Source organism: Marinimicrobium sp. ARAG 43.8, from assembly GCF_050113635.1.
Classification (GTDB): Bacteria; Pseudomonadota; Gammaproteobacteria; order Pseudomonadales; family Cellvibrionaceae; genus Marinimicrobium.
This window is the reverse complement of sequence record NZ_JBNJLT010000003.1, coordinates 221,994-242,225: the sequence shown is the minus strand read 5'-3', so window position 1 is coordinate 242,225 and position 20,232 is coordinate 221,994. Positions and strand designations below refer to the sequence as shown.

The 20,232-nt window shown below is 57.6% G+C and carries 13 protein-coding genes; 2 read left to right on the top strand and 11 right to left on the bottom strand.

Annotated elements, in window-relative coordinates; all coding sequences use genetic code 11:
- Nucleotides 1–17: 17 nt before the first annotated feature.
- Both ACQCLF_RS08295 and ACQCLF_RS08290 read right to left on the bottom strand, forming a co-directional pair.
- On the bottom strand, nucleotides 18–704 hold the full coding sequence (locus ACQCLF_RS08295) for a M48 family metallopeptidase (protein WP_426986151.1): 687 nt from the start codon (nucleotides 702–704) through the stop codon (nucleotides 18–20).
- A 56-nt stretch (nucleotides 705–760) separates the two neighbouring features.
- Nucleotides 761–1,876: a peptidase C39 family protein gene (locus ACQCLF_RS08290; RefSeq protein WP_426986149.1), complete on the bottom strand. Its 1,116-nt coding sequence runs from the start codon at nucleotides 1,874–1,876 to the stop codon at nucleotides 761–763.
- A gap of 127 nt (nucleotides 1,877–2,003) precedes the next feature.
- Here ACQCLF_RS08290 and asd point away from each other — a divergent pair, with 127 nt between their 5' ends.
- Nucleotides 2,004–2,867, top strand: a complete 864-nt coding sequence (asd, locus tag ACQCLF_RS08285) for an archaetidylserine decarboxylase (protein ID WP_426986147.1) — start codon at nucleotides 2,004–2,006, stop codon at nucleotides 2,865–2,867.
- On the opposite strand, the gene ACQCLF_RS08280 is transcribed toward asd, so the two are convergent.
- The 4 genes from ACQCLF_RS08280 to gltB all read right to left on the bottom strand — a co-directional run bounded on the left by ACQCLF_RS08280 (nucleotide 2,864) and on the right by gltB (nucleotide 11,526).
- Nucleotides 2,864–4,234 carry an HD-GYP domain-containing protein gene (locus ACQCLF_RS08280; RefSeq protein WP_426986145.1) on the bottom strand — a complete coding sequence of 457 codons (1,371 nt, stop codon included), beginning with the start codon at nucleotides 4,232–4,234 and terminating at the stop codon, nucleotides 2,864–2,866. The two genes, asd and ACQCLF_RS08280, sit on opposite strands and share 4 nt — an antisense overlap.
- A 210-nt stretch (nucleotides 4,235–4,444) precedes the next feature.
- On the bottom strand, nucleotides 4,445–5,527 hold the full coding sequence (gene hemE / locus ACQCLF_RS08275) for a uroporphyrinogen decarboxylase (protein ID WP_426986143.1): 1,083 nt from the start codon (nucleotides 5,525–5,527) through the stop codon (nucleotides 4,445–4,447).
- Between the two features lie 26 nt (nucleotides 5,528–5,553).
- Nucleotides 5,554–6,972 (bottom strand): FAD-dependent oxidoreductase, encoded by a 1,419-nt coding sequence (locus ACQCLF_RS08270; RefSeq protein WP_426986141.1) that lies wholly within the window; start codon nucleotides 6,970–6,972, stop codon nucleotides 5,554–5,556.
- Between the two features lie 99 nt (nucleotides 6,973–7,071).
- Nucleotides 7,072–11,526 carry a glutamate synthase large subunit gene (gltB, locus tag ACQCLF_RS08265; protein WP_426986139.1) on the bottom strand — a complete coding sequence of 1,485 codons (4,455 nt, stop codon included), beginning with the start codon at nucleotides 11,524–11,526 and terminating at the stop codon, nucleotides 7,072–7,074.
- Between the two features lie 166 nt (nucleotides 11,527–11,692).
- Between gltB and ACQCLF_RS08260 the strand changes: the two genes are divergently transcribed.
- Nucleotides 11,693–13,711 (top strand): Ig-like domain-containing protein, encoded by a 2,019-nt coding sequence (locus tag ACQCLF_RS08260; protein ID WP_426986137.1) that lies wholly within the window; start codon nucleotides 11,693–11,695, stop codon nucleotides 13,709–13,711.
- Nucleotides 13,712–13,766: 55 nt separating this feature from the next.
- Here ACQCLF_RS08260 and ACQCLF_RS08255 read toward each other — a convergent pair whose 3' ends face one another.
- From ACQCLF_RS08255 to pilQ, 5 genes are all read right to left on the bottom strand, one after another.
- Nucleotides 13,767–14,762: a DUF72 domain-containing protein gene (locus ACQCLF_RS08255; RefSeq protein WP_426986135.1), complete on the bottom strand. Its 996-nt coding sequence runs from the start codon at nucleotides 14,760–14,762 to the stop codon at nucleotides 13,767–13,769.
- A 9-nt stretch (nucleotides 14,763–14,771) separates the two neighbouring features.
- On the bottom strand, nucleotides 14,772–16,340 hold the full coding sequence (locus ACQCLF_RS08250) for an SPOR domain-containing protein (protein ID WP_426986133.1): 1,569 nt from the start codon (nucleotides 16,338–16,340) through the stop codon (nucleotides 14,772–14,774).
- Between the two features lie 44 nt (nucleotides 16,341–16,384).
- The gene (gene aroB, locus ACQCLF_RS08245; protein WP_426986131.1) at nucleotides 16,385–17,494 is read right to left on the bottom strand and encodes a 3-dehydroquinate synthase; all 1,110 of its coding nucleotides are present in this window, start codon (nucleotides 17,492–17,494) and stop codon (nucleotides 16,385–16,387) included.
- A gap of 64 nt (nucleotides 17,495–17,558) precedes the next feature.
- Nucleotides 17,559–18,068: a shikimate kinase AroK gene (gene aroK, locus ACQCLF_RS08240; protein WP_426986129.1), complete on the bottom strand. Its 510-nt coding sequence runs from the start codon at nucleotides 18,066–18,068 to the stop codon at nucleotides 17,559–17,561.
- A gap of 7 nt (nucleotides 18,069–18,075) precedes the next feature.
- The gene (gene pilQ, locus ACQCLF_RS08235; protein ID WP_426986127.1) at nucleotides 18,076–20,211 is read right to left on the bottom strand and encodes a type IV pilus secretin PilQ; all 2,136 of its coding nucleotides are present in this window, start codon (nucleotides 20,209–20,211) and stop codon (nucleotides 18,076–18,078) included.
- Nucleotides 20,212–20,232: the final 21 nt, after the last annotated feature.

The following is a 20,232-nucleotide window of genomic DNA, read 5'->3' as shown; positions in this document are numbered from 1 at the left end:
TGTAGGATAAAAAACAATTACAACACGAGGCTGCGCCCATTCACCTTGAGCCAATCGCGCAGCCGACGGTAATCCGGGCACACCTGCTCCACTAACTGCCAATAGGCCGGGCTGTGGTTGTGATGACGCAGATGGCAGACCTCGTGAGCGACAAGATAGTCTACTACCGGCTCGGGAGCCAGCAGAATTTGCCAGTTATACTGGATCTCTCCGCGAGCGGTGCAGTGCCCCCACTTGGAGCGGGTGGCCCGCACACGAACGTCGCGATAGCGAAGCTTCATGGCCGACGTCAATGCCTCGGTTTTCGCCGAAAGCACTGTCAGTGCTGTATCGCGATACCATCCCTGCACCAGCGCCCTGGCCTGATCTTCCAATGGTTTATGGCTTCGGGTTGAGCCTCGTACCTGTAACCGCTCCTGGCGCCGGATGACCGAGGCGCGCGAGGCAAGGCTCACGTTCAATTCCAGAGTCGTTCCCATAAAGGGGAGCACGGTGCCGGAGACGTAGACATATTCCGGAACACGCGCCAATGCGTCGGTCTGCTCGAGGATTTTGCGCTCAACCCAGGCACGTTTGCGAGCCACGAGATTGGCCAGATCCCGCTCGGACACACCGGCTGGCGCCCGTACCACCAGCTTGGCATCCCGGATTTCCAGGCTCACGGTGCGGCGGCGGGCAGAGCGTTTCACTTTATACTGCAACATGATCACTGGCTGCTTTATTTCGGTGTATGAACCACGACCCGGCTCCAGATCGCGTTTTACGGCGATTTGCCGACGATAACGGCCGTGCGCAGGCGACTGCGCCCAAAACTGCTCATGCGTCCGAATTCCTCGCGCGCCAAGGGCAGGTATTGGCAGTCCAGTGCGGTTTGGCCCTGACCGTCCGGATCGGGGTCATGCACATAGATGCACTCTTCATCGTACCCGCTCATGACCACCCAGTGGGGGGCCTTTTTCCGATCCATACGGTAGGTGCTGATCAGTATCAGCGGTACGTCGCCCTGATCAAAAGCCGCCATCAGATCATCCTGGCGCACATCTCGGTAATGAATAGGAACATCAAGCGCCTCAAGCGCGGCGCGATAATCTTCATGTACCAACGCCATGACCGGCTTCTTGCTCTCATCTCGAACGCCGTCCAGAAACAGAACCCCGCCATGATTAACCCAGACTTCCGTTTTGAACCCCCGCGACTGGGCCGCCAATGCCAGCCCCATCGGATGGCAACCACCGTGGCCGGAGGTCATGAAAATCGTGGTCGATTCCCGCCACAGGCGCAGTTCCTCAGTGATGGACGGCAGGTATTCCGAGTCCAATGCCGCCATCGCCATCATCAACGAGGCCGGGCCACAGGTAAAGCGGGTGCTTTGCGCCAGCCACGGCGTGGCACGGTGGCGAGCGGTATCCGGTACCGATCGAATACGCTTCTGGTAACGCAGCGCGTCGGTGTGGTCTTCGTAGTAATCCTGATAGAGGCCGAACTGCTTATAGCCCAGTGTCTCGTACAACGCAATGGCACCGAGGTTTTTGCTGCTCACCTCCAGACGCATGTAGAAGCGCCCCGATTCCCTCGCGCCCTCTTCTGCCGCCGCGATCAACTCGCGTGCCAAGCCTCGCCCCCGGTACGCCGGATCAACGGCCAGAGAGTACATACGGGCCAGGCGGGTCCCGCGGTGGAACAGTACCAGAATATAGCCCGCGAACTGCTCGCCTTCTCGCGCCACCAGAAACACACAGTGATCGCCATCCAGCCAGCGACGAAAGCTCCGTCGGCTGAGGCGATCACTCTTGAAGCAACGTTTCTCCAAGGCCACCAGCGCTTCCAAGTCAGAGGGTTGCACAGAGGACAGGGAAAACTGGGAAGAAGACGCCATAGGGGCCTCGGCAAGAGTCGGCATGATTCGGCCGGGAAACATTGAAAGACCACGGCCAATGCCGCGACCCGATGAGAATTTGGTACCATGGCGCCCTGACCGCCAACATCCGCGACCGCGAGACACCATGAACGACAAACTCTTTGCTGCCCTCCAGTATATCACCCCCCAACACACGCTATCGCGGGCCGCTGGCTGGCTGGCCAATCAGCGCACCCCCTGGATCAAGGACCGTTTTATTCAGTGGTTCGCCAAACGATATGACGTGGATATGAGCCAGGCTCTGGAGGAAGATCTCCTCGCCTATGCCTCGTTCAATGAGTTTTTCACCCGGGCGCTCAAGGCGGAGGCCCGCCCCGTTGATACCGCACCGGACTCTGTGGTCTGCCCCGCCGACGGAGCCATCAGCCAGTTGGGAAAAATTGAAGAGGGACGAATCTTTCAAGCCAAAGGCCAACTGTACACCACGCGTGAGCTGCTTGGCGGCAGCGAAGCTCTGGCGAATGAGTTTGAGCAGGGGCAGTTCGCCACGATCTACTTATCCCCCCGCGACTACCATCGGGTCCACATGCCCTACAGCGGTCGTCTTCGCACCACCGTGGCCATACCGGGCGACCTGTTTTCGGTCAATAACGCCACCGCTCGCGAAGTACCGCGCCTGTTTGCGCGCAATGAACGTCTGGTGGCTATTTTTGATACGGACCTCGGTCCCATGGCCGTCGTTCTGGTGGGCGCCATGATTGTGGCGGGTATCGAAACCGTCTGGGGAGGCGAGGTCGCGCCTATTCGCCGCAAGGTACAGACACTGGATTTTCGCCCAACGGCACCAGTCGACCTGGCCAAAGGTGAAGAAATGGGGCGTTTCCGCCTGGGCTCCACAGCGATTGTTCTGTTCGGCAAAAACAAGGTTAATTGGGAGGAAAAGTTCAGCGCGAATTCACCCACGCAAATGGGTGAGCGTCTCGGCTCGCACCGAGAGGTGTCCCGCTAGGATTGCAGACGCTTTAGCAGCGACATCAACCCGCTTTTTTCTTTCTTCATAATGTAACTGTCGCGAACCTTCGCCACATCGACATTGAAGGTACCCGGCTCGAGATCCCGGGCGATTTCGAGCTTCTCCACTTTATTGGCCGCCTTCTTCCCGGAATCGATCAACGCCTGCTTGCGTCGATCATCTTCGGCGAGATCCACCAGTCGTGGCGACGGCAGCGTGGCTTTTACTGAGTCGAGCACGAGCATCACTTTGGGTTTGAGCCGACGTTCAAAATTCTGCTCTACCACCACGCCTACCTCGCCGGAATTCAGCTCCACCAGGGTTCCCGTCGGGTACAGGCCAATGGCGCGAATGAACTCAACGACCAACTCTTCCTGAAACTGGATATTACGCAGCTCATACAACCGACTCACCGCCTTGGAAGGCGCGATGGGTTGCAGCGCGCCGCGCGGGTTGGTCGTGTTATCGTAAAAGGTAACGATGCCGGCCACTTTGCCAAGCAGTGGAATCTTGTCGCCACGTAGGTGCAGGGGAAAGCCGCTCCCGTTGAGACGTTCGCAGTGCGTTTTCACCACGCTGATCACCCGGGGTTCCACACCCGGCGTTTTGCGCAGTATTTCCACCCCTTTCTCGACAAACGTTTCGTACTCGCGCTCCTCCTCTTCCGTTCGCCGGGTATTGGCGAGCAGGCTCTGATTCAACCGGACCTTACCCACGTCCTTGAGCAGGACGCCCATCGCCAACACATCCAGGTCACGTTTGGGTAATCCAATATGTCGACCAAACAGAATCGCCCACACAGAACACCGGATGGCGTGGCTGTATGTGTGCTCATCTTTTTGCTGCATACGGGCCAGCCAGGTAAACGCATCCGGGTTACGCAGCACGCTGTCGACCATATCCCCGGCCAGGCGTTTGGTTTCCGCCATGGGGACACGGTGCAATTCGTTTTTGCCCAGGTAATCCAGCACTTCGCCCACGGTCCGATAAACCGTCTGGTGGAGCTGCCGGGCTTTTTTTATTTCTTTTTTCAATGGCTGAACCGGTGGGTACTGATTGCGCATAATGCGCAAAGGAGAGACGTTCACCGCCGCGGCAGCGCCAGATTTTTCCCGGGTGGTAATCCGACTTCGAGGACTTTCCCTGGACAGGGTTTTCAAGTCCGTTGCAACGGGTGCCCTGCCCTTCACCGAGTCAATGTATACGTGACGGCACAACGACTTAAGTTGTTTGATTTCATCAAGATCCCGAACGTAGAAGCCCTGAAGTGGAAAAGGCGTCTGCGTCCAAGGGCGATCCAGCCCAGAGACGAACATGCCAACGGTAATCTCGTTGACATCGACTTTAACTTGTTTAATGCCCACTGGACTCGCTCTCCACGGTGCGATGACGCCAGAGACAGCCACGGACGCCAGCGCAGGGAAGGACAAAAGTATGACGAACAGCGAGATATTGGAACAGTTATTAAAAGAGAGTCAACCCCCTGTCGGGAAGTCTGACAGAGGTTGTGACGTATGTCGGAAAATCATGCAGTTTTAACGGCTCAATCGGCTGAAACCGTATAAATAACCGGCTTACTTATGCTTGTCGATGCCGGCGTGATACTCGGCTGAGAGTTCGTGTACCGCTCGAATGAACGCTCCCGCATGCTCCGGGTCCACTTCCGGGGTAATGCCGTGGCCCAGATTAAAAACATGGCCGTTGCCATGGCCAAAGCGGCCGAGAATTTCAGACACTTCGTCCCGAATTTTGTCGGGGCTGGCGTACAGGATAGTCGGGTCCATATTACCTTGCAGCGCTACCTGGTCGCCCACTCGCTGACGCGCCACACCAATATCGGTGGTCCAGTCCAGCCCCAACGCATCCGCGCCCGTGTCAGCCATGGACTCCAGCCACTGACCGCCACCTTTGGTGAATAAAATCACCGGCACTTTGCGCCCTTCATTTTCGCGGAGCAGGCCGTCCACAATCTGTTTGAGATAGCGCAGCGAAAATTCCTGATAGGCATTATGAGACAGGGCACCACCCCAGGTATCAAAAATCTGCACGATTTGAGCACCGGCAAGAATCTGACCATTGAGATAATGCACCACAGACTGCGCCAGCGTATCCAGCAGTTGATGCATCAATGCCGGCTGGTTGTACAGCATTTGTTTGGCGCGTCGAAAATCCCGGCTGGAGCCGCCTTCAATCATGTAGGTGGCCAGCGTCCATGGGCTTCCGGAAAAACCAATCAGGGGTACGCGACCATTCAGTTCGCGCCGTATGGTTTTGACCGCATTGAGCACGTAAGGCAAATCCGACTCCGGATCAATCACCTGCAAGGCATTGATATCACTCTCGGTGCGCAGGGTCTTTTTAAACTTCGGGCCTTCGCCCGGTTCGAAATACAGACCAAGCCCCATCGCGTCGGGGATCGTAAGAATGTCCGAAAACAGAATAGCCGCATCCAGCGGATAGCGCTCGAGTGGCTGGAGTGTCACTTCACAGGCCATGTCCGGATTCCCGCACAGGCCCATGAAGTTACCCGCCCGTTCACGGCTGGCCCGATATTCAGGCAGATAACGCCCGGCCTGCCGCATCATCCATACCGGGGTGACATCGACGGGCTCACGAGCCAACGCGCGCAGAATACGGTCGTTTTTCAGTTCGGTCATAATAGCGTCCGGTTAAATGCCGGTGATTACACGTCCAGATAATCCATGATGCCTTCGGCGGCTTCGCGACCTTCCCAGATGGCGGTCACCACCAGGTCGGAGCCGCGCACCATATCCCCACCGGCAAAGACTTTCGGGTTGGAGGTCTGAAATTTGAACGCTTGCGTCTCTGGTGCTTCAACACCGCCCCAGTCACTGACGTTGATACCGTGCTCGTCAAACCACGGAGCGGGGCTGGGGCGGAAGCCAAAGGCGATCAGCACCACGTCCGCTGGCAGCACTTCTTCACTACCGGGAACTGGCTCTGGCCGACGACGCCCGTTTTCATCGGGGTCACCCAGTTTGGTGGTCACCACCTTCACGCCTTCGACTTTGTCTTCACCGACAATGGCCACTGGCTGACGGTTGAACAGAAATTCCACGCCCTCTTCTTTGGCGTTGGCCACTTCGCGGCGCGAGCCCGGCATGTTTTCTTCATCGCGACGATAGGCGCAGACCACACGGTCAGCGCCCTGGCGAATGGAGGTGCGGTTGCAGTCCATCGCGGTGTCACCACCACCGAGTACAACGACCCGTTTGCCTTTCACGCTGACGAAGTCTTTGGGGTCTTTTTCGAAACCGAGATTGCGGTTCACGTTGGCCACCAGGAAGGGCAGCGCATCGTGTACACCCGGCAGGTCTTCGCCCGGGAAACCCCCTTTCATATAGGTGTAAGTCCCCATACCCATGAATACGGCATCGAACTCATTCATCAGTTCATCCATGGTGATGTCTTTGCCCACCTCGGTATTCAGCCGGAACTCCATGCCCATTTCCGTGAAGATTTCACGGCGACGGGTCATAACACTTTTTTCCAGTTTGAACTCGGGAATGCCGAACGTCAGCAACCCGCCAATTTCTGGATAGCGATCAAAAACCACCGGCTTCACGCCATTGCGCACGAGCACATCCGCACAGCCCAGACCTGCCGGGCCAGCGCCAATGACGGCCACTTTCTTGTCCGTCCATGTCACTTTGGACATATCCGGTTTCCAGCCCATGGCAAACGCGGTATCGGTAATGTATTTCTCGGCGTTGCCGATGGTCACCGCTCCAAAACCGTCGTTCAAGGTACAAGCCCCTTCACACAGACGGTCCTGCGGACAAACGCGGCCACACACTTCCGGCAGTGAGTTGGTTTGATGGCTCAGCTCAGCCGCCTCAAACACATTCCCTTCGGAAATGAGCTTGAGCCAGTTCGGAATAAAGTTATGTACCGGACATTTCCATTCGCAGTAGGGGTTGCCGCACGCCAGGCAACGATGAGACTGGCTGGCTGCCTGCTTCTCATCGAAGGGTTCGTAGATTTCCACGAACTCGTGTTTGCGCACCGCCATATCCTTTTTTGCCGGGTCTTGGCGGCCCACATCAATAAACTGGAAATTGTTGTTTAAACGTCCGGCCATAGTCACTGCCTCAGCTAATCGGTTGGAACCCGCCTTGCCAAAGGCAGCGGGCTCGCTATCGTTCTGTTATTCCCGCGCGCGCAAGCGCGCACTTTCCACTTACTCGCCGCGCTTTTTCATGTCGTTGAGCAAGCTGGACAGGCTCGCAGCCTTGGGTTTCACCAACCAGAATTTACCCACGTAGTCATCGAAGTTATCGAGCAGGTGCTGTCCCCACTCGCTCTGCGTTTCCTGGGTAAACTCGGCAATCACACCGCGTAAATGGTTGCGGTGTGCTTCGACGGATTCGCCATCCACGCGATGAATATCCACCAGCTCGTGGTTGTAACGATCAACAAAGCTGTTGTCTTCATCCAGCACGTAGGCAAACCCGCCGGTCATACCCGCACCGAAGTTGACACCCGTGCGGCCCAGCACTGCGACCATACCGCCGGTCATGTACTCGCAGCAGTGATCCCCCGCACCTTCCACCACAACGTGGGCGCCGGAGTTACGCACACCGCAGCGTTCACCGGCCTGACCGGCAGCGAACAGCTTACCGCCCGTCGCGCCATACAGGCAGGTGTTGCCCATAATGCTGGTGTCCTGAGACTTGAACCCGGAGTTGCGCGGTGGACGCAATACCAGCTTGCCTCCGGCCATGCCCTTGCCAACGTAATCATTGGCATCGCCTTCCAGATACATATGCAGGCCACCGGCGTTCCACACACCGAAGCTCTGACCCGCCACACCGGTCAATTGCAGGGTAATCGGCGCTTCGGCCATGCCCTGATTGCCGTGGCGCTTGGCGATTTCGCCACTGATCCGCGCGCCGATGGAGCGATCACAGTTGGTCACGGTGAAATGATACTCGCCCCCCGTTTTACCCTCGATGGCCGGCAGCACTTCCTTCACCATGGCTTCAGCGAGTTCGCCTTTATCGAAAGGCTCGTTGCGGCTGACCGCACACATCTGGGGCTTGGTTTCCAGGAAGTCGTCCGTATGGGTAATCCGGCTCAGGTCGAGACGCTGCTGTTTGTCCGTCTTTCCTTCAATGGCCTCCAGCAGATCCACGCGGCCCACCAGATCGGCCAGACTGCGCACACCCAGGCGCGCCAGCCATTCACGGGTTTCCTCGGCAACGAACTTGAAGAAGTTCATGGCCATGTCCACCGTACCAATGTAGTGGTCCTGACGCAGATCATCGCGCTGGGTGGCCACACCGGTCGCGCAGTTGTTCAGGTGGCAGATACGCAGGTACTTACAGCCCATGGCCACCATCGGGCCGGTGCCAAAACCAAAGCTCTCGGCTCCCAGCATGGCCGCCTTGACCACATCCAGACCGGTTTTCAGGCCGCCGTCGGTTTGTACCCGGACCTTATCGCGCAGGTCATTAGCCCGCAGCGTCTGATGCGTTTCCGACAGCCCCAATTCCCAGGGGGAGCCCGCATAGCGAATGGAGGTCAACGGACTGGCCGCTGTGCCGCCATCGTAACCGGAAATCGTAATCAGATCGGCGTACGCTTTCGCCACACCGGCGGCAATCGTACCAACCCCTGGGCGAGACACCAGCTTGACCGATACCTGGGCATCCGGATTGACTTGCTTGAGGTCAAAGATCAGCTGCGCCAAGTCCTCAATGGAGTAAATATCATGGTGTGGCGGCGGAGAAATCAGCGTCACACCCGGCACGGAATAACGCAACCGCGCGATCAATTCATTGACTTTGCCGCCCGGCAACTGGCCGCCTTCACCCGGCTTGGCACCCTGCGCGACCTTGATCTGCAGCACTTCCGCATTTACCAGGTAGTGAGGCGTAACACCAAAACGGCCGGACGCAATCTGTTTGATTTTGGACACACGATTGGTGCCATAGCGGGCCGGGTCTTCACCGCCTTCACCGCTGTTGGAGCGGCCACCGAGACGGTTCATCGCTTCAGCCAGACACTCGTGTGCCTCGGGAGACAGCGCCCCCAGAGACATACCCGCCGAATCAAAGCGCTTGATAATGTCCCCAATCGGCTCAACGTCATCCAACGCGATCGGTTGGGCACCATCTTCTTTGACTTTCAACAGGTCACGCAAGGTTGCCACAGGCCGCTCGTTCACCAGCGTAGCGTAATCGCGCCACAGGCTGTATTCACCGGTCTGAACCGCACGCTGCAAGGTTTGGATCACGTCCGGATTAAAAGCGTGATACTCCTGCCCGTGTACGTACTTCAGCAAACCGCCCTGTACCAGAGGTTTGCGCGCCAGCCAGGCGGTTTTGCCCAGGGCTTTTTGATCGTTTTCCAAATCCTCGAAGGTCGCCCCCTGAATGCGGGACGGCGTCCCGACAAAACAGGTATCCACCACCTCATCGGCCAGGCCAACCGCTTCAAACAACTGGGCGCCCCGGTAAGACGTGATCGTGGAAATCCCCATTTTGGAGAGGATTTTTAACAGGCCTTTGTCGACACCCTTGCGGTAGTTTTTGTACGCCTTGTCGGTGTCGAGTTGCAGCTCGCCCGTGTCCATCAGGTTGTTGAGGATGTAGTAACTCAGGTACGGGTACACCGCCGTAGCACCGTAACCGATGAGGGCTGCAATCTGGTGGGAATCACGCGCAGTGCCGGTCTCAATAATCAGGTTGGCATCACAGCGTAAACCCGCGCGGGTCAGCGAGTGGTGCACGGCACCGGTCGCCAGCAGCGCATGGATCGGCACCTGGCCTTTTTCCAGGTGGTTATCGCTTAGGATCAACAACACCTTGCCGCTTTTGACACTCTGCGCCGCCTCGTCACAAAGCTTTTTCAGCGCGTCCTGCAGCCCAATCTGCTCCGGATCGTAGTTCAGCGACAGAACAGCCGCCTCGTACCCGGGGCGGGAAATGTCTTGCAGGGCCCGGAATTTCGCGGGTGACAGCACTGGAGAGCGCAAAATAACCCGGTCGGCGTGTTCGGCGGTTTCTTCATACACCGACAGTTCGCGCCCCAGGCAGGTCTCCAGCGACATCACAATGGCTTCCCGCAGCGGGTCAATGGCCGGGTTGGTTACCTGGGCAAACTGCTGGCGGAAATAGTCGTACAGCGGGCGCTGCTTGGTGGACAGTACCGCCATCGGCGTATCGTCACCCATGGAGCCCACCGCTTCCTGACCACCTTCGGCCAGCGGGCGCACCACCTGGTCCCGCTCTTCAAAGGTGACCTGGTACATTTTCATAAACGCCTTGAGCTCGGCTTCGCTCAGGCCGTTCTCTGCCACGTCTTCTTCCAGCGTGGACTCAATGCGTAACGCTTTGTCCTTCAGCCACTGCTGATAAGGCTGGCGGGACTTCAGTTGCTCATCGATATCCTTGGTGTGATACAGCTTGCCAGTCTCGGTATCCACCGACAGCATCTGACCCGGACCCAAACGGCCCTTGGCCACCACGTCTTCGGGCTTATATGTGTACACACCGACTTCCGAGGCCACGGTGATCACATCGTCTTTAGTAATCACCCAGCGGGAAGGACGCAAACCGTTGCGGTCCAGCGTACAAACGGCATAGCGGCCATCGGTGATCACCAGCCCAGCGGGACCATCCCACGGCTCCACGTGCATTGAGTTGTACTCGTAGAAGGCGCGCAACTGCGGGTCCATATGCTCAACATTCTGCCAGGCCGGTGGCACCAGCATACGGACGGCACGGTGCAATTCCATACCACCGGTAATCAACACATCCAGCATATTGTCCAGACTGGAAGAGTCTGAACCTTCGCGGTTTACCAGCGGCGCAACGCGCTCCAACTCGGGCAGCAAGGGGGTGCTGAACTTGGAGGTCCGGGCCTGCGCCCAGTTGCGGTTACCCATTACGGTGTTGATTTCACCGTTGTGCGCCAACATCCGGAACGGCTGAGCCAGCGGCCACTGCGGCAAGGTATTGGTGGAAAAACGCTGGTGAAAAACGCAGATCGCGGTTTCCAGACGCTCGTCCGCCAGGTCCGCAAAGAAGCGCGGCAAATCCACCGGCATCATCAGACCTTTATAGGAAATAACGCTGGAGCTGAAGCTGGCGATGTAAAAGGACTTGTCTTCCGCCAGGCGCATTTCCGCCTGACGCCGGGCCAGAAACAGGCGAGCATTGAACTGCTCTTTGCTCAGATCACCGTCATTATTGATGAACAGATGATTGAAAACCGGCAGGGACTCCAGGGCAATCGGGCCCAGGCAGCTGCTGTCAACGGGCACTTCACGCCAGCCGGCTGGCGTCAGCTCCTGCGCACGCAGCTCGGCTTCTACCGCCTCGCGGGCTTTTTGCGCCTGAGCCGGATCGGTGCTCAGCATGATGGAGCCGACACCGTACACGTCGGTCAACTCGGTGCCACAGCTTTCTTGGGCTACAGCGCGCAGGAAGCTGTCCGGCTTCTGCAGCAGCAAACCGCATCCGTCACCCGTCTTGCCATCGGCGGCAATCCCGCCGCGGTGCGTCATGCAGGTCAGGGATTCGATGGCCGTTTCCAACAAACGATGGCTGGTCTTACCCTTCATATGGGCAACCAAACCGAAACCGCAGTTGTCTTTAAACTCATCTAACCTGTAGAGGCCCGTGGTCATACGCTGTCTCTCTCGATACCGATAGAACCCGGAGTGTGACACAGCTCACACTCCAGACAAAAAAGCCCCTACTCAAAAGGGGCCGGGCAAATGGGCGCAGCATATTACCCGCATGTCACCTTAAAGGCAAGACAAACGGGGGGCGACAAACCGAACTATAGGGCTATTGTCGGCGAATTGGCAGCCAAATGCCGGGATCTCCACCCATAAACACAAAAACCGAAGCTTCCGAATCCAGGGCATCAACAAGACTGGCCGGGCGACCGCCCGAACCAACAGGTCTTTTTGCTCTCATGCAGACCTCGCTGACAACGTACCACAAATCCCACAAAATACCTATAATCCGCTGGAAGGCCCGCAAACCGGAGCCAACGCGCTTTTCCTCAGCTTAACCCTGGCCGCCTGCGGCGGTAGCGACGGAGAATCACGACTGGATAATTTTGAACCACCCATTGATACAGAAACTCCAAGCGGAGAAGAGGAAGATGGGGAGGAAACCGATACTCAAATCCAGATGGGGAGCGGCAGTGGCAGTAGCTTCACTCCGGGAGAAATCGCCACTGATGTTCAATCAGGCGCTTCACTCTCCGCTGGCGGCAGCACAAATCTTTACCTCACTCTAGTAGACGACTCCGGCGACTTAGTCAATCAAACAGTCTTCGTTACATTTAACTCAAGCTGTCTGTCAACGGGAGGGGCACGTTTAGTCGGGCTCCCTGAGGACTCGGATCAGGCACTCAGCACCACCGGCAGCGTATCAGTGACTTATCAAGCGACCGGCTGTGTTGGAGAAGACAAGGTTGTTGCCGAAGCCAGCACCGAAGAGGGGGCTGAAATCAATAGCGCAGAAGTCACCCTGAATGTAGCGCAAGACACACTCGATCAAATTCAATTTGTCGACGCCACACCGACCTCCATCGGAATTCGGGGCATGGGCGCAGAGGTAACAAGTTCAGAAGTTCGCTTCAGAGTTGTTGGTGCAAACGGCAGCCCCATGCGAGAGATTCCTGTGACTTTTGCGCTCAGCAAAAATGCTCCGGCAGGTACCTCTTTAGCGAGTGACTCAGCCACTAGCAATGCGGAGGGCTACGTCACTGCAAGAGTCAGATCCGGTAGCGGTGCCGGCATAGTCAATGTTATGGCAACCGCTAATAATGTGAGCACTCTTTCACGACAACTCGTTATAACCACGACCATACCGACTCAGCGGCATTCAAGCCTGTCTACCACAAACTTCCAACCCGTAGCATGGAGAACCGACGGCATTGAAACCACGATGACTATTAGGCTCGGGGATCAAAATAATAACCACATCCCGGCTGGCACCGCAGTCTATTTCACGGCAAGCGCTGGCGTTATCGAAGGGGAATGTCTGACTGCCGAAAACAGCTCATGCAGCGTCACCTGGACCAGCCAGGGGCAGCGACCCCTTGGCGCGGGAGGCGTGACACTCCAAGAAAACACTCCTTATGTGACCTGCCCGGACGGTAACGAGTGCCGTGCAGGAAGGGTGTACGTACTGGCTACCACAGAAGGAAATGAGTCGTTCATTGACATTAATAGCAATGGGGTATTCGATCCGGACACAGACCTCTTTGCCACAGAAGGCAACTGCTCACCCAGCGTACCGGTATCTTACATTCCCCCGGCACCTATCGACGAAGCCTGCGACGATTTGGGCCCCACATACCTGGACACCAATTTTAACGGAATTAAAGACAACGACGAAATTGTGAGAGACCCCAAGGAAAGAAATAATCTTTACAACGGGATTCTCTGTCGATCCGAAGATGATGCTGCCGGAGTTTGCAGCCGGGATCCAATCACTATTAGGAAAAGTACCATGCTGGTTATGGCAAGCCCCTACAGCTACAACAGCATTCCAGGCCTCCCCTCCTCTGTTGAGTTAAGCCTCGGAGAAACCGCTCTTTACAATCTGTTAATTGCCGATGAAAACGGTAATGGGATGCCGGCAGGCACACAAATCGAAATCAATGAGGATTTGGTGGAAAACGTCACCTTCACTCTAAGCAGTGACACGATTGGCGCGTCTACAGAACCCACCAGAATTTCTCTCCAATTAAAAGCTGATGACACCGAACCCGCCAGCGGAGCATTCTTTTTCAGCCTGATATACGAAGGTAGCGAATCGACGTTTGGACCGATTGATATAACATCGCCATAAGCCTTCCAAACGAATCACTTTTGGTCGAAAAAACGGGGCTAATCGGCCCCGTTTTTCATTGCGCCAATACCGCTTCGGCCAGTTTGATGACGGACTTTGGTGAGCATCCCTCGGCTTTGTTGCTGAGCGTGACGTAAGCGGGGTAACCCGCCCTGGCGGTGCCGGCGATGACTTTCGCCAGCGTCTGCCGGGTCTCTGTATCTTCGTCCACGAGTTTGTCGAAAGGCGCGTAGAGATCCCGTGCGGTTTCGTAGCCGTAGGCGCCGTGGCGCGGGTTCAGGTTCCAGCGACAGACCAGCGGCCCGGGCCACAGGGCTCTTAGAATCGGCAGCTGTTCGGCGATGGTGGGCATCTTGGCATGGAGGCCCAGGCAGTATGTGGCGCGGGTATCACGCAGCGCTGCCACGAAGGCCGGGGTCAGCCACTGGGGGTCGCGCACCTCGACGGCGACTACGGCGTCTGGAGCCTGTGTGCTCATATCGGGCAATGCGGCGAGCATGCGGTGAAGCTGGCTAATCAGGCGAGGCATGTGTTCCAGCCAGGCCGTGGGTAGCGGACTGAGCTGAAAGACCAGAGCACCGAGCTTGTGCCCCAGCCCCTGAAGTGCCGGTGCGGCGAACTGCTCAACCGCATCGCCGGGGCTGAGGAACCTCGGGTTAACATCCTTCCCCTGGCCGTCCGGAGCGCGCACCATGGCATCCGCCACCAGCGCTGGCGCCTTGATCACGAAGCGAAAGTCTGCGGGGGTCTGTGCCGCATACTCGGCCCAAACGCTCTCGGGCAGCGGGCGATAAAAACCGCGGTCCACCCCCACTGTTCGAAACAGCGGGTGCTCGGTGTAGGAGGGCAGGCCGTGCTGGGACAATTGGGTTTCGGTATATATCTTGTCCCATACCAGACCGGCCCAACCAGGGTAATGCCAGGATGAGGTGCCGAGCCTGAGCGTATCAGGCAGTTTTTTGGCGAGAGAGGCCAGGGCCGGGTCTGGCGGCACAGGACGCACCGCCGAAGCGCGGGGCAATGACTCGTCGGAAAACAGCGAATCCTGCATAGTGAACGTTTACAGCCCGCGCTGGCTCTCGATTTCGTCCTGAATGTCACCCACCGCGCGCGGCCAGGGGCCGCCTTCGCGCTGCCCGGCCGGCAGACCGCTAATGGCCGCTCGTGCTTGTGACGTGCTGCTGTAACGACCGGTGACCACCACAAACCACGGCTTGCCCTGTCGGCGGCTCTCAAAGATGAGTAGCTGTTGGCGGTTGGACTGTTCACTGACATAACGCTCAACGGAGGCTCGAGTGCCAGTGCCGAGCAGCTGCAGTGTGTACTCACTCGCCCGCCAGGAGAGCAGCACTTGCTCGTCTTCGGGAATATTGGGCACCGAGGCGTGCTCCGGCTCTGGTTCTGGCTCCGGTTGAGACTCAACTTCCCCCTGGGGTTCGGGCTGGGATGAAGCCGCTTTCTCCTGGGATGAGCGATCCGGGGTTGCGCGGTTCGGGGTTGTACGATTCTGAGACGAATCCTCCACAGTATCCGGAGCCGAAGCTTCAGCCGCATCAGACTGCAAAGGTGAAGGCGAGAGCGTGTCCCGGTCGTCAGCGGGATCGGTGGCCTGCTCCGCCAGGGGCAGAGCCTCACCAGACGTCCCGGAAGCCTCTTCACTGTTCCGGGAAGGCAAGGTCAGAGTCTGGGTATCCCGGTCTTCGGTCAGACGAGCTACCTCTTCGTCGTCCGAGTCCTCGCTTCCGCTGTAGAGAAATACCATTAGCAACACACCGAGCAAAACGGCCACCACCACAATATGCACCAGCGGCAGCGGCGAGCCGCCCCGGGATTCCCGTTCGGGAGCATCGGGCGTGACGGATTCAAGCAGGGCCTGGCGCGCGCGTTCATGCAGCGTCCTGAGCCGCCCCCCGGCTTCGCGCCACCAAGGCTCCACCTTGGCTTCGTTGAACACTTCCGGCCCCATGTAGTCCGACATTTCCATACGGAAATTCAGGTAGTCAGCCGCTTCTTCCACGGTAAAAGGGGGGAGGTCAAAATCGTGAATCAACACGTCGTGCATGTTGAACTGATCGAGCCTTGTCACCATATCGGGCTCGGCGAACAGCACAATGTGCAGGCGACGACTGCTGGCCTCCTGGCCTTGCAGCAAACTGATCAGGGCTCCCAGCGTTTGCTCATCGAGGTGATGGGCATCATCAATGATTGTGAGCGCCAGGCAATCCTCTTCATCCGTGACTTGGGCAAAGTGGCGCAACGCAGCCAGCAAGCGCCCTACCGAGGCGTTATCTTCCACTGGAAGCGCGAAATGCCGGGCCATGTGCGACAAAATGTCGGCCGCTCCGGCCCCGGGTTCGGCATTCAGCAGGCAAATTTCATCGCTGGCGCCAAAGCCGTTGGCCAGCTCCAGCGCGACACGACTTTTACCGACTTCCGGTTTGCCAAGCACCGCCAGTAAGCTAGCGCTGAACTGACACAGGTGCTGAAGCTGTTCCAGCAGAGCGCGACGGCCACCACCGCCAAAAAACGGGAAGTCCGGATCATCCCGAAAAGGGTCGTCCGACAGGCCATAATACTGGCGGTAATCCGCCAGTGGTGCATCCCGGTCATCCGGCGTCGCGCTCTGCATAAGGGTATTCTCTCAGCTATTGGCCCCGTACCGGCGCGCCGTGCTCAGCGGGCGCCGGGCGGTGCCATCGATTCGTCTCCACGGCACGCTGCAAATGTCTCTTGCAGCAAGTTATCCTCGATCTCACTGGTAATCAACGCTTCTCCCAGGCGGCTCAGCAGTACCAGCCGCAGGCGACCGTCAAGCACCTTTTTGTCGACTCCCATCAGGCTCAGGAAATCATCGGGCGTCATGTCGGCCGGCGCTTTAATGGGCAAGTGTGCCCGCTCAATCAAACGCACAATACGCTGCAATTCTTCTTCGGAAATCGCGCCCCGGCGCCAGGAAAGGTCCGCGGCCATTACCATGCCTGCGGCCACCGCCTCTCCATGCAGCCAGACGCCGTAACCTTGCGCGGTTTCAATGGCGTGCCCAAAGGTGTGCCCGAGGTTCAGAATCGCGCGCAGGCCGCCCTCTCGCTCGTCCTGAGCCACCACCTTGGCCTTGTTTTCACAGGAACGTTTGACGGCGTAGGCCAGAGCCTTCGGATCGCGAGCCATCAGGTCCGGCACATTGGACTCCAGCCACTCGAAAAATTCCCCATCTGCGATCAAACCGTACTTGATGACTTCGGCAATACCCGCCGACAGCTCACGGTCGGGCAGTGTTTCCAGCACACTCATGTCCGCGATCACGGCCTGGGGCTGGTAAAAAGCGCCAATCATGTTTTTGCCGAGACGGTGGTTCACTCCGGTTTTACCGCCGACAGACGAGTCCACCATGGACAGGAGAGTGGTGGGCAACTGGATGAAGTCGACGCCTCGCTGGTAACAAGCCGCCGCGAAGCCCGCCATGTCACCGACTACGCCGCCGCCTAAAGCCAGTACCGTGGTCGTGCGGTTGTGACGAGACTCCAACAAGCCGTCAAAAATACGATTGAGCGTTTCGAGATTTTTGAACGCTTCGCCGTCCGGCAGTACCGTTGAGTTGACCTGCAGACCATCGAGCTGCTCGATCAGTTTCGGCAGATACAGTGGGGCCAGGGTTTCATTGGTCACCACATAAACCTGCTTGGCACGCAGGTGGCGACGCAATAAGCCGGTGTTATCCAGTAAACGTTCACCGATGTAGATGGGGTAGCTGCGATCAGCAAGATCAACGTTCAGAGTTTGCATATCAGGTACAACGTCACAGAGTTCGAAGGGAGCCACATCTTAGCACACCCTCCGAACCACCAGCTTAGTCTCGCACCCGGTCTGCTATTTCCCGCGCCACTGTTTTGGGGGACCGGCGATCCGTGTTGACCACCCAATCCGCCAGCTCACGGTACAGAGGGTCGCGCTCGTTGAGCAGGTCTACGATTTTCTGACGTGGATTATCTACCTGAAGCAGGGGGCGCTTCTTATCTTTGGCCGTACGCTCGACCAAGTGCTCCACTGAGGCGGTCAGGTAACACACCCGGCCAGCCTGCTTCATCACTTCGCCATTAGCGGGGCGTAACACAATGCCACCGCCGGTCGCGATCACGGCTCCCGGCTCCTCGGCCAGTTCCGCCAGGACGGCGGATTCCCGATCGCGAAACCCGGCCTCCCCTTCTACATCGAAAATCCAGGGGATATCGGCGCCAGTACGCTCTTCAATCGCACGATCACTGTCATAGAAGGGCACTTTCAACTCGGCCGCCAGAAGGCGGCCGATGGTTGACTTGCCGGCCCCCATGGGGCCGACCAGAAATACGTTATTGGGCATCAATTACTCAGTCTGTCAGGGCATCTGCCATAATTTTGGGGGTAATAAACACCAGCAGTTCGCGCTTCTCCTGAGAGCGGACTTCGCGCTTGAACAGCCGACCAAGCACCGGAATATCCCCTAACAGAGGCACTTTGTCGACCCCTTCAATCTGCTCTACCTGGAAGATGCCCCCCAGAACCACGGTCTGACCGTTTTGCACCAATACCTTGGTCATGACTTCAGTCACATCAATGCTCGGGATACCGGAGATCTGATTGAGCGCGCCCACGGAATCCTGATTGATAACCAAGTCCATGATAATGCGGTTATCCGGCGTAATCTGGGGAGTCACGTCGAGCTTGAGCACCGCTTCTTTGAAGGAAGTCGTGGTCGCACCGCTGGCGGAAGCTTCCTGATACGGAATTTCCGTACCGGACATAATGGTCGCCTGCTGTTTATCGCCAGTAATCACTTTCGGCTGGGAAACGATTTCGGCCTGTCCGGTATTTTCCAATGCGGACAACTCAAGATCGATAAACGCGCTATCGGTTAGCACACTGAACGCAAAGCTGCCCGCCGGGTTGGCGACACCGAGGTCGACCATCATATTTTCTTCCAGATCGAGGGTGCCCGACCCTGACAGCCACTCAGCCGGGGAGGCGGGCGAGGAATCCAGTCCAGCGGTGGAGCCGCCTATCTCTACCAGCGCATCCGAGGAAGCGTTGAAGCCAACCCCGCCCCATCGCACACCCATTTCGCGCCGAAAATCCGTGTTGGCAATCACCAGGCGGGCCTCGATCATTACCTGACGAATCGGAATATCGATTTGATCCACCAGACGCTTGAAGGCCTCAATACGTTCGGCCGTATCGGTAATGATAATGGAGTTGGTACGCTCATCCACGATGGCATCACCCCGTTCCGAGAGAACGCTGCCGGTCGCGCGATTGCCGCCCTGACCAGAACTGCCACCACTGCGACTGCCACCCGACCCTTCTTCACCACGGAACAATTCGAACATTTCCCGGGCATTGGCGTAGCGCACCCGAATGTATTCGGTACGCAGCGGGGCCAGTTCTTCAAGCTGCTTGCGTGCCGCAAGTTCCTGGCGCTCCCGCTCGGCAATTTCCGCCGCTGGAGCGACCATCAACACATTGCCATTCAAGCGCTTGTCCAAACCTTTGGTTTTTAGCACCAAATCGAGCGCCTGATCCCAGGGCACACTGTCCAGTCGCAGGGTGATGCGCCCCTGAACCGTATCACTCGCCACCAGGTTCAGGTCGGTGAAATCGGCAATAATTTGCAGAACACTGCGCACTTCAATGTCCTGGAAGTTCAGAGAGAGCTTCTCTCCGGTATAACTGAACTCCTGATCGCGGGCTTCTACTTCGCGCTGGGTCAACGGTTTTACACTGACCACATACTCATTGTCCGCCTGATAGGCCATGTAGTCGTACTCGCCTTTGGCATCGATGCTAAGCACCGTGCCCCGACGGCTTTCCTTGGCGCTCACCATGGTCACTGGCGTGGCGAAATCCACAACGTCCAGACGACGGCGTAGCGAGTCGGGCAATGCAACTCCGCCCAGCTCCAGTTCAATGCCACGACCGGTTTCTGTCACATCCGCGGTTAAATGATCATCGGACAGGTTGATAATCACTCGCCCCTCGCCCTCTTCACCACGACGGAAATCGATATTGGTGACGCGAGGCCCCTGCGCAGCGGGTTCACGTTCGCGTTGACGCTGACTGTCCACCACGCTGGGGGCGCGAGTCGGGGCGGCGGCATACCCGGCCTGGGCGGCACCCACTTCCAGAATGTAATGGTTGCCGTCCACGCGAGACTGATAGGTCGTCAATTCCGACAGATTGAGAATCAGGCGGGTACGCCCTTGCGAACTCAACACCAAAGCACTGGAGCCATTCTCGAACGACAGCGGATAACGGCGCTGTTCCAGTGCGCTTGTCGCTTCGGGGAAGTCCAACACAATACGCGCGGGCTGCTCGATGGTATAGCCCTCGGGTTGCGGCGGCGTACCGTCGAACGTCATTCGCACTTCAAAACGCTCACCGGGCAGTTCGGAGAATTGAATGTTGTTGAGTGACTTGGCCCACACCACCGAGGGTGCCAGACACATCAGACAAAAAGCTAGTTTTCGCATGGTTAACCCCAATAAGCACAG

Bases quoted from the DNA above. Each gene is read 5' to 3' on its own strand.
- ACQCLF_RS08295 (WP_426986151.1), bottom strand. From the start codon at position 704: ATGTTGCAGTATAAAGTGAAACGCTCTGCCCGCCGCCGCACCGTGAGC.
- ACQCLF_RS08290 (WP_426986149.1), bottom strand. From the start codon at position 1,876: ATGGCGTCTTCTTCCCAGTTTTCCCTGTCCTCTGTGCAACCCTCTGAC.
- asd (WP_426986147.1), top strand. From the start codon at position 2,004: ATGAACGACAAACTCTTTGCTGCCCTCCAGTATATCACCCCCCAACAC.
- hemE (WP_426986143.1), bottom strand. From the start codon at position 5,527: ATGACCGAACTGAAAAACGACCGTATTCTGCGCGCGTTGGCTCGTGAG.
- ACQCLF_RS08270 (WP_426986141.1), bottom strand. From the start codon at position 6,972: ATGGCCGGACGTTTAAACAACAATTTCCAGTTTATTGATGTGGGCCGC.
- gltB (WP_426986139.1), bottom strand. From the start codon at position 11,526: ATGACCACGGGCCTCTACAGGTTAGATGAGTTTAAAGACAACTGCGGT.
- ACQCLF_RS08255 (WP_426986135.1), bottom strand. From the start codon at position 14,762: ATGCAGGATTCGCTGTTTTCCGACGAGTCATTGCCCCGCGCTTCGGCG.
- ACQCLF_RS08250 (WP_426986133.1), bottom strand. From the start codon at position 16,340: ATGCAGAGCGCGACGCCGGATGACCGGGATGCACCACTGGCGGATTAC.
- aroB (WP_426986131.1), bottom strand. From the start codon at position 17,494: ATGCAAACTCTGAACGTTGATCTTGCTGATCGCAGCTACCCCATCTAC.
- aroK (WP_426986129.1), bottom strand. From the start codon at position 18,068: ATGCCCAATAACGTATTTCTGGTCGGCCCCATGGGGGCCGGCAAGTCA.
- pilQ (WP_426986127.1), bottom strand. From the start codon at position 20,211: ATGCGAAAACTAGCTTTTTGTCTGATGTGTCTGGCACCCTCGGTGGTG.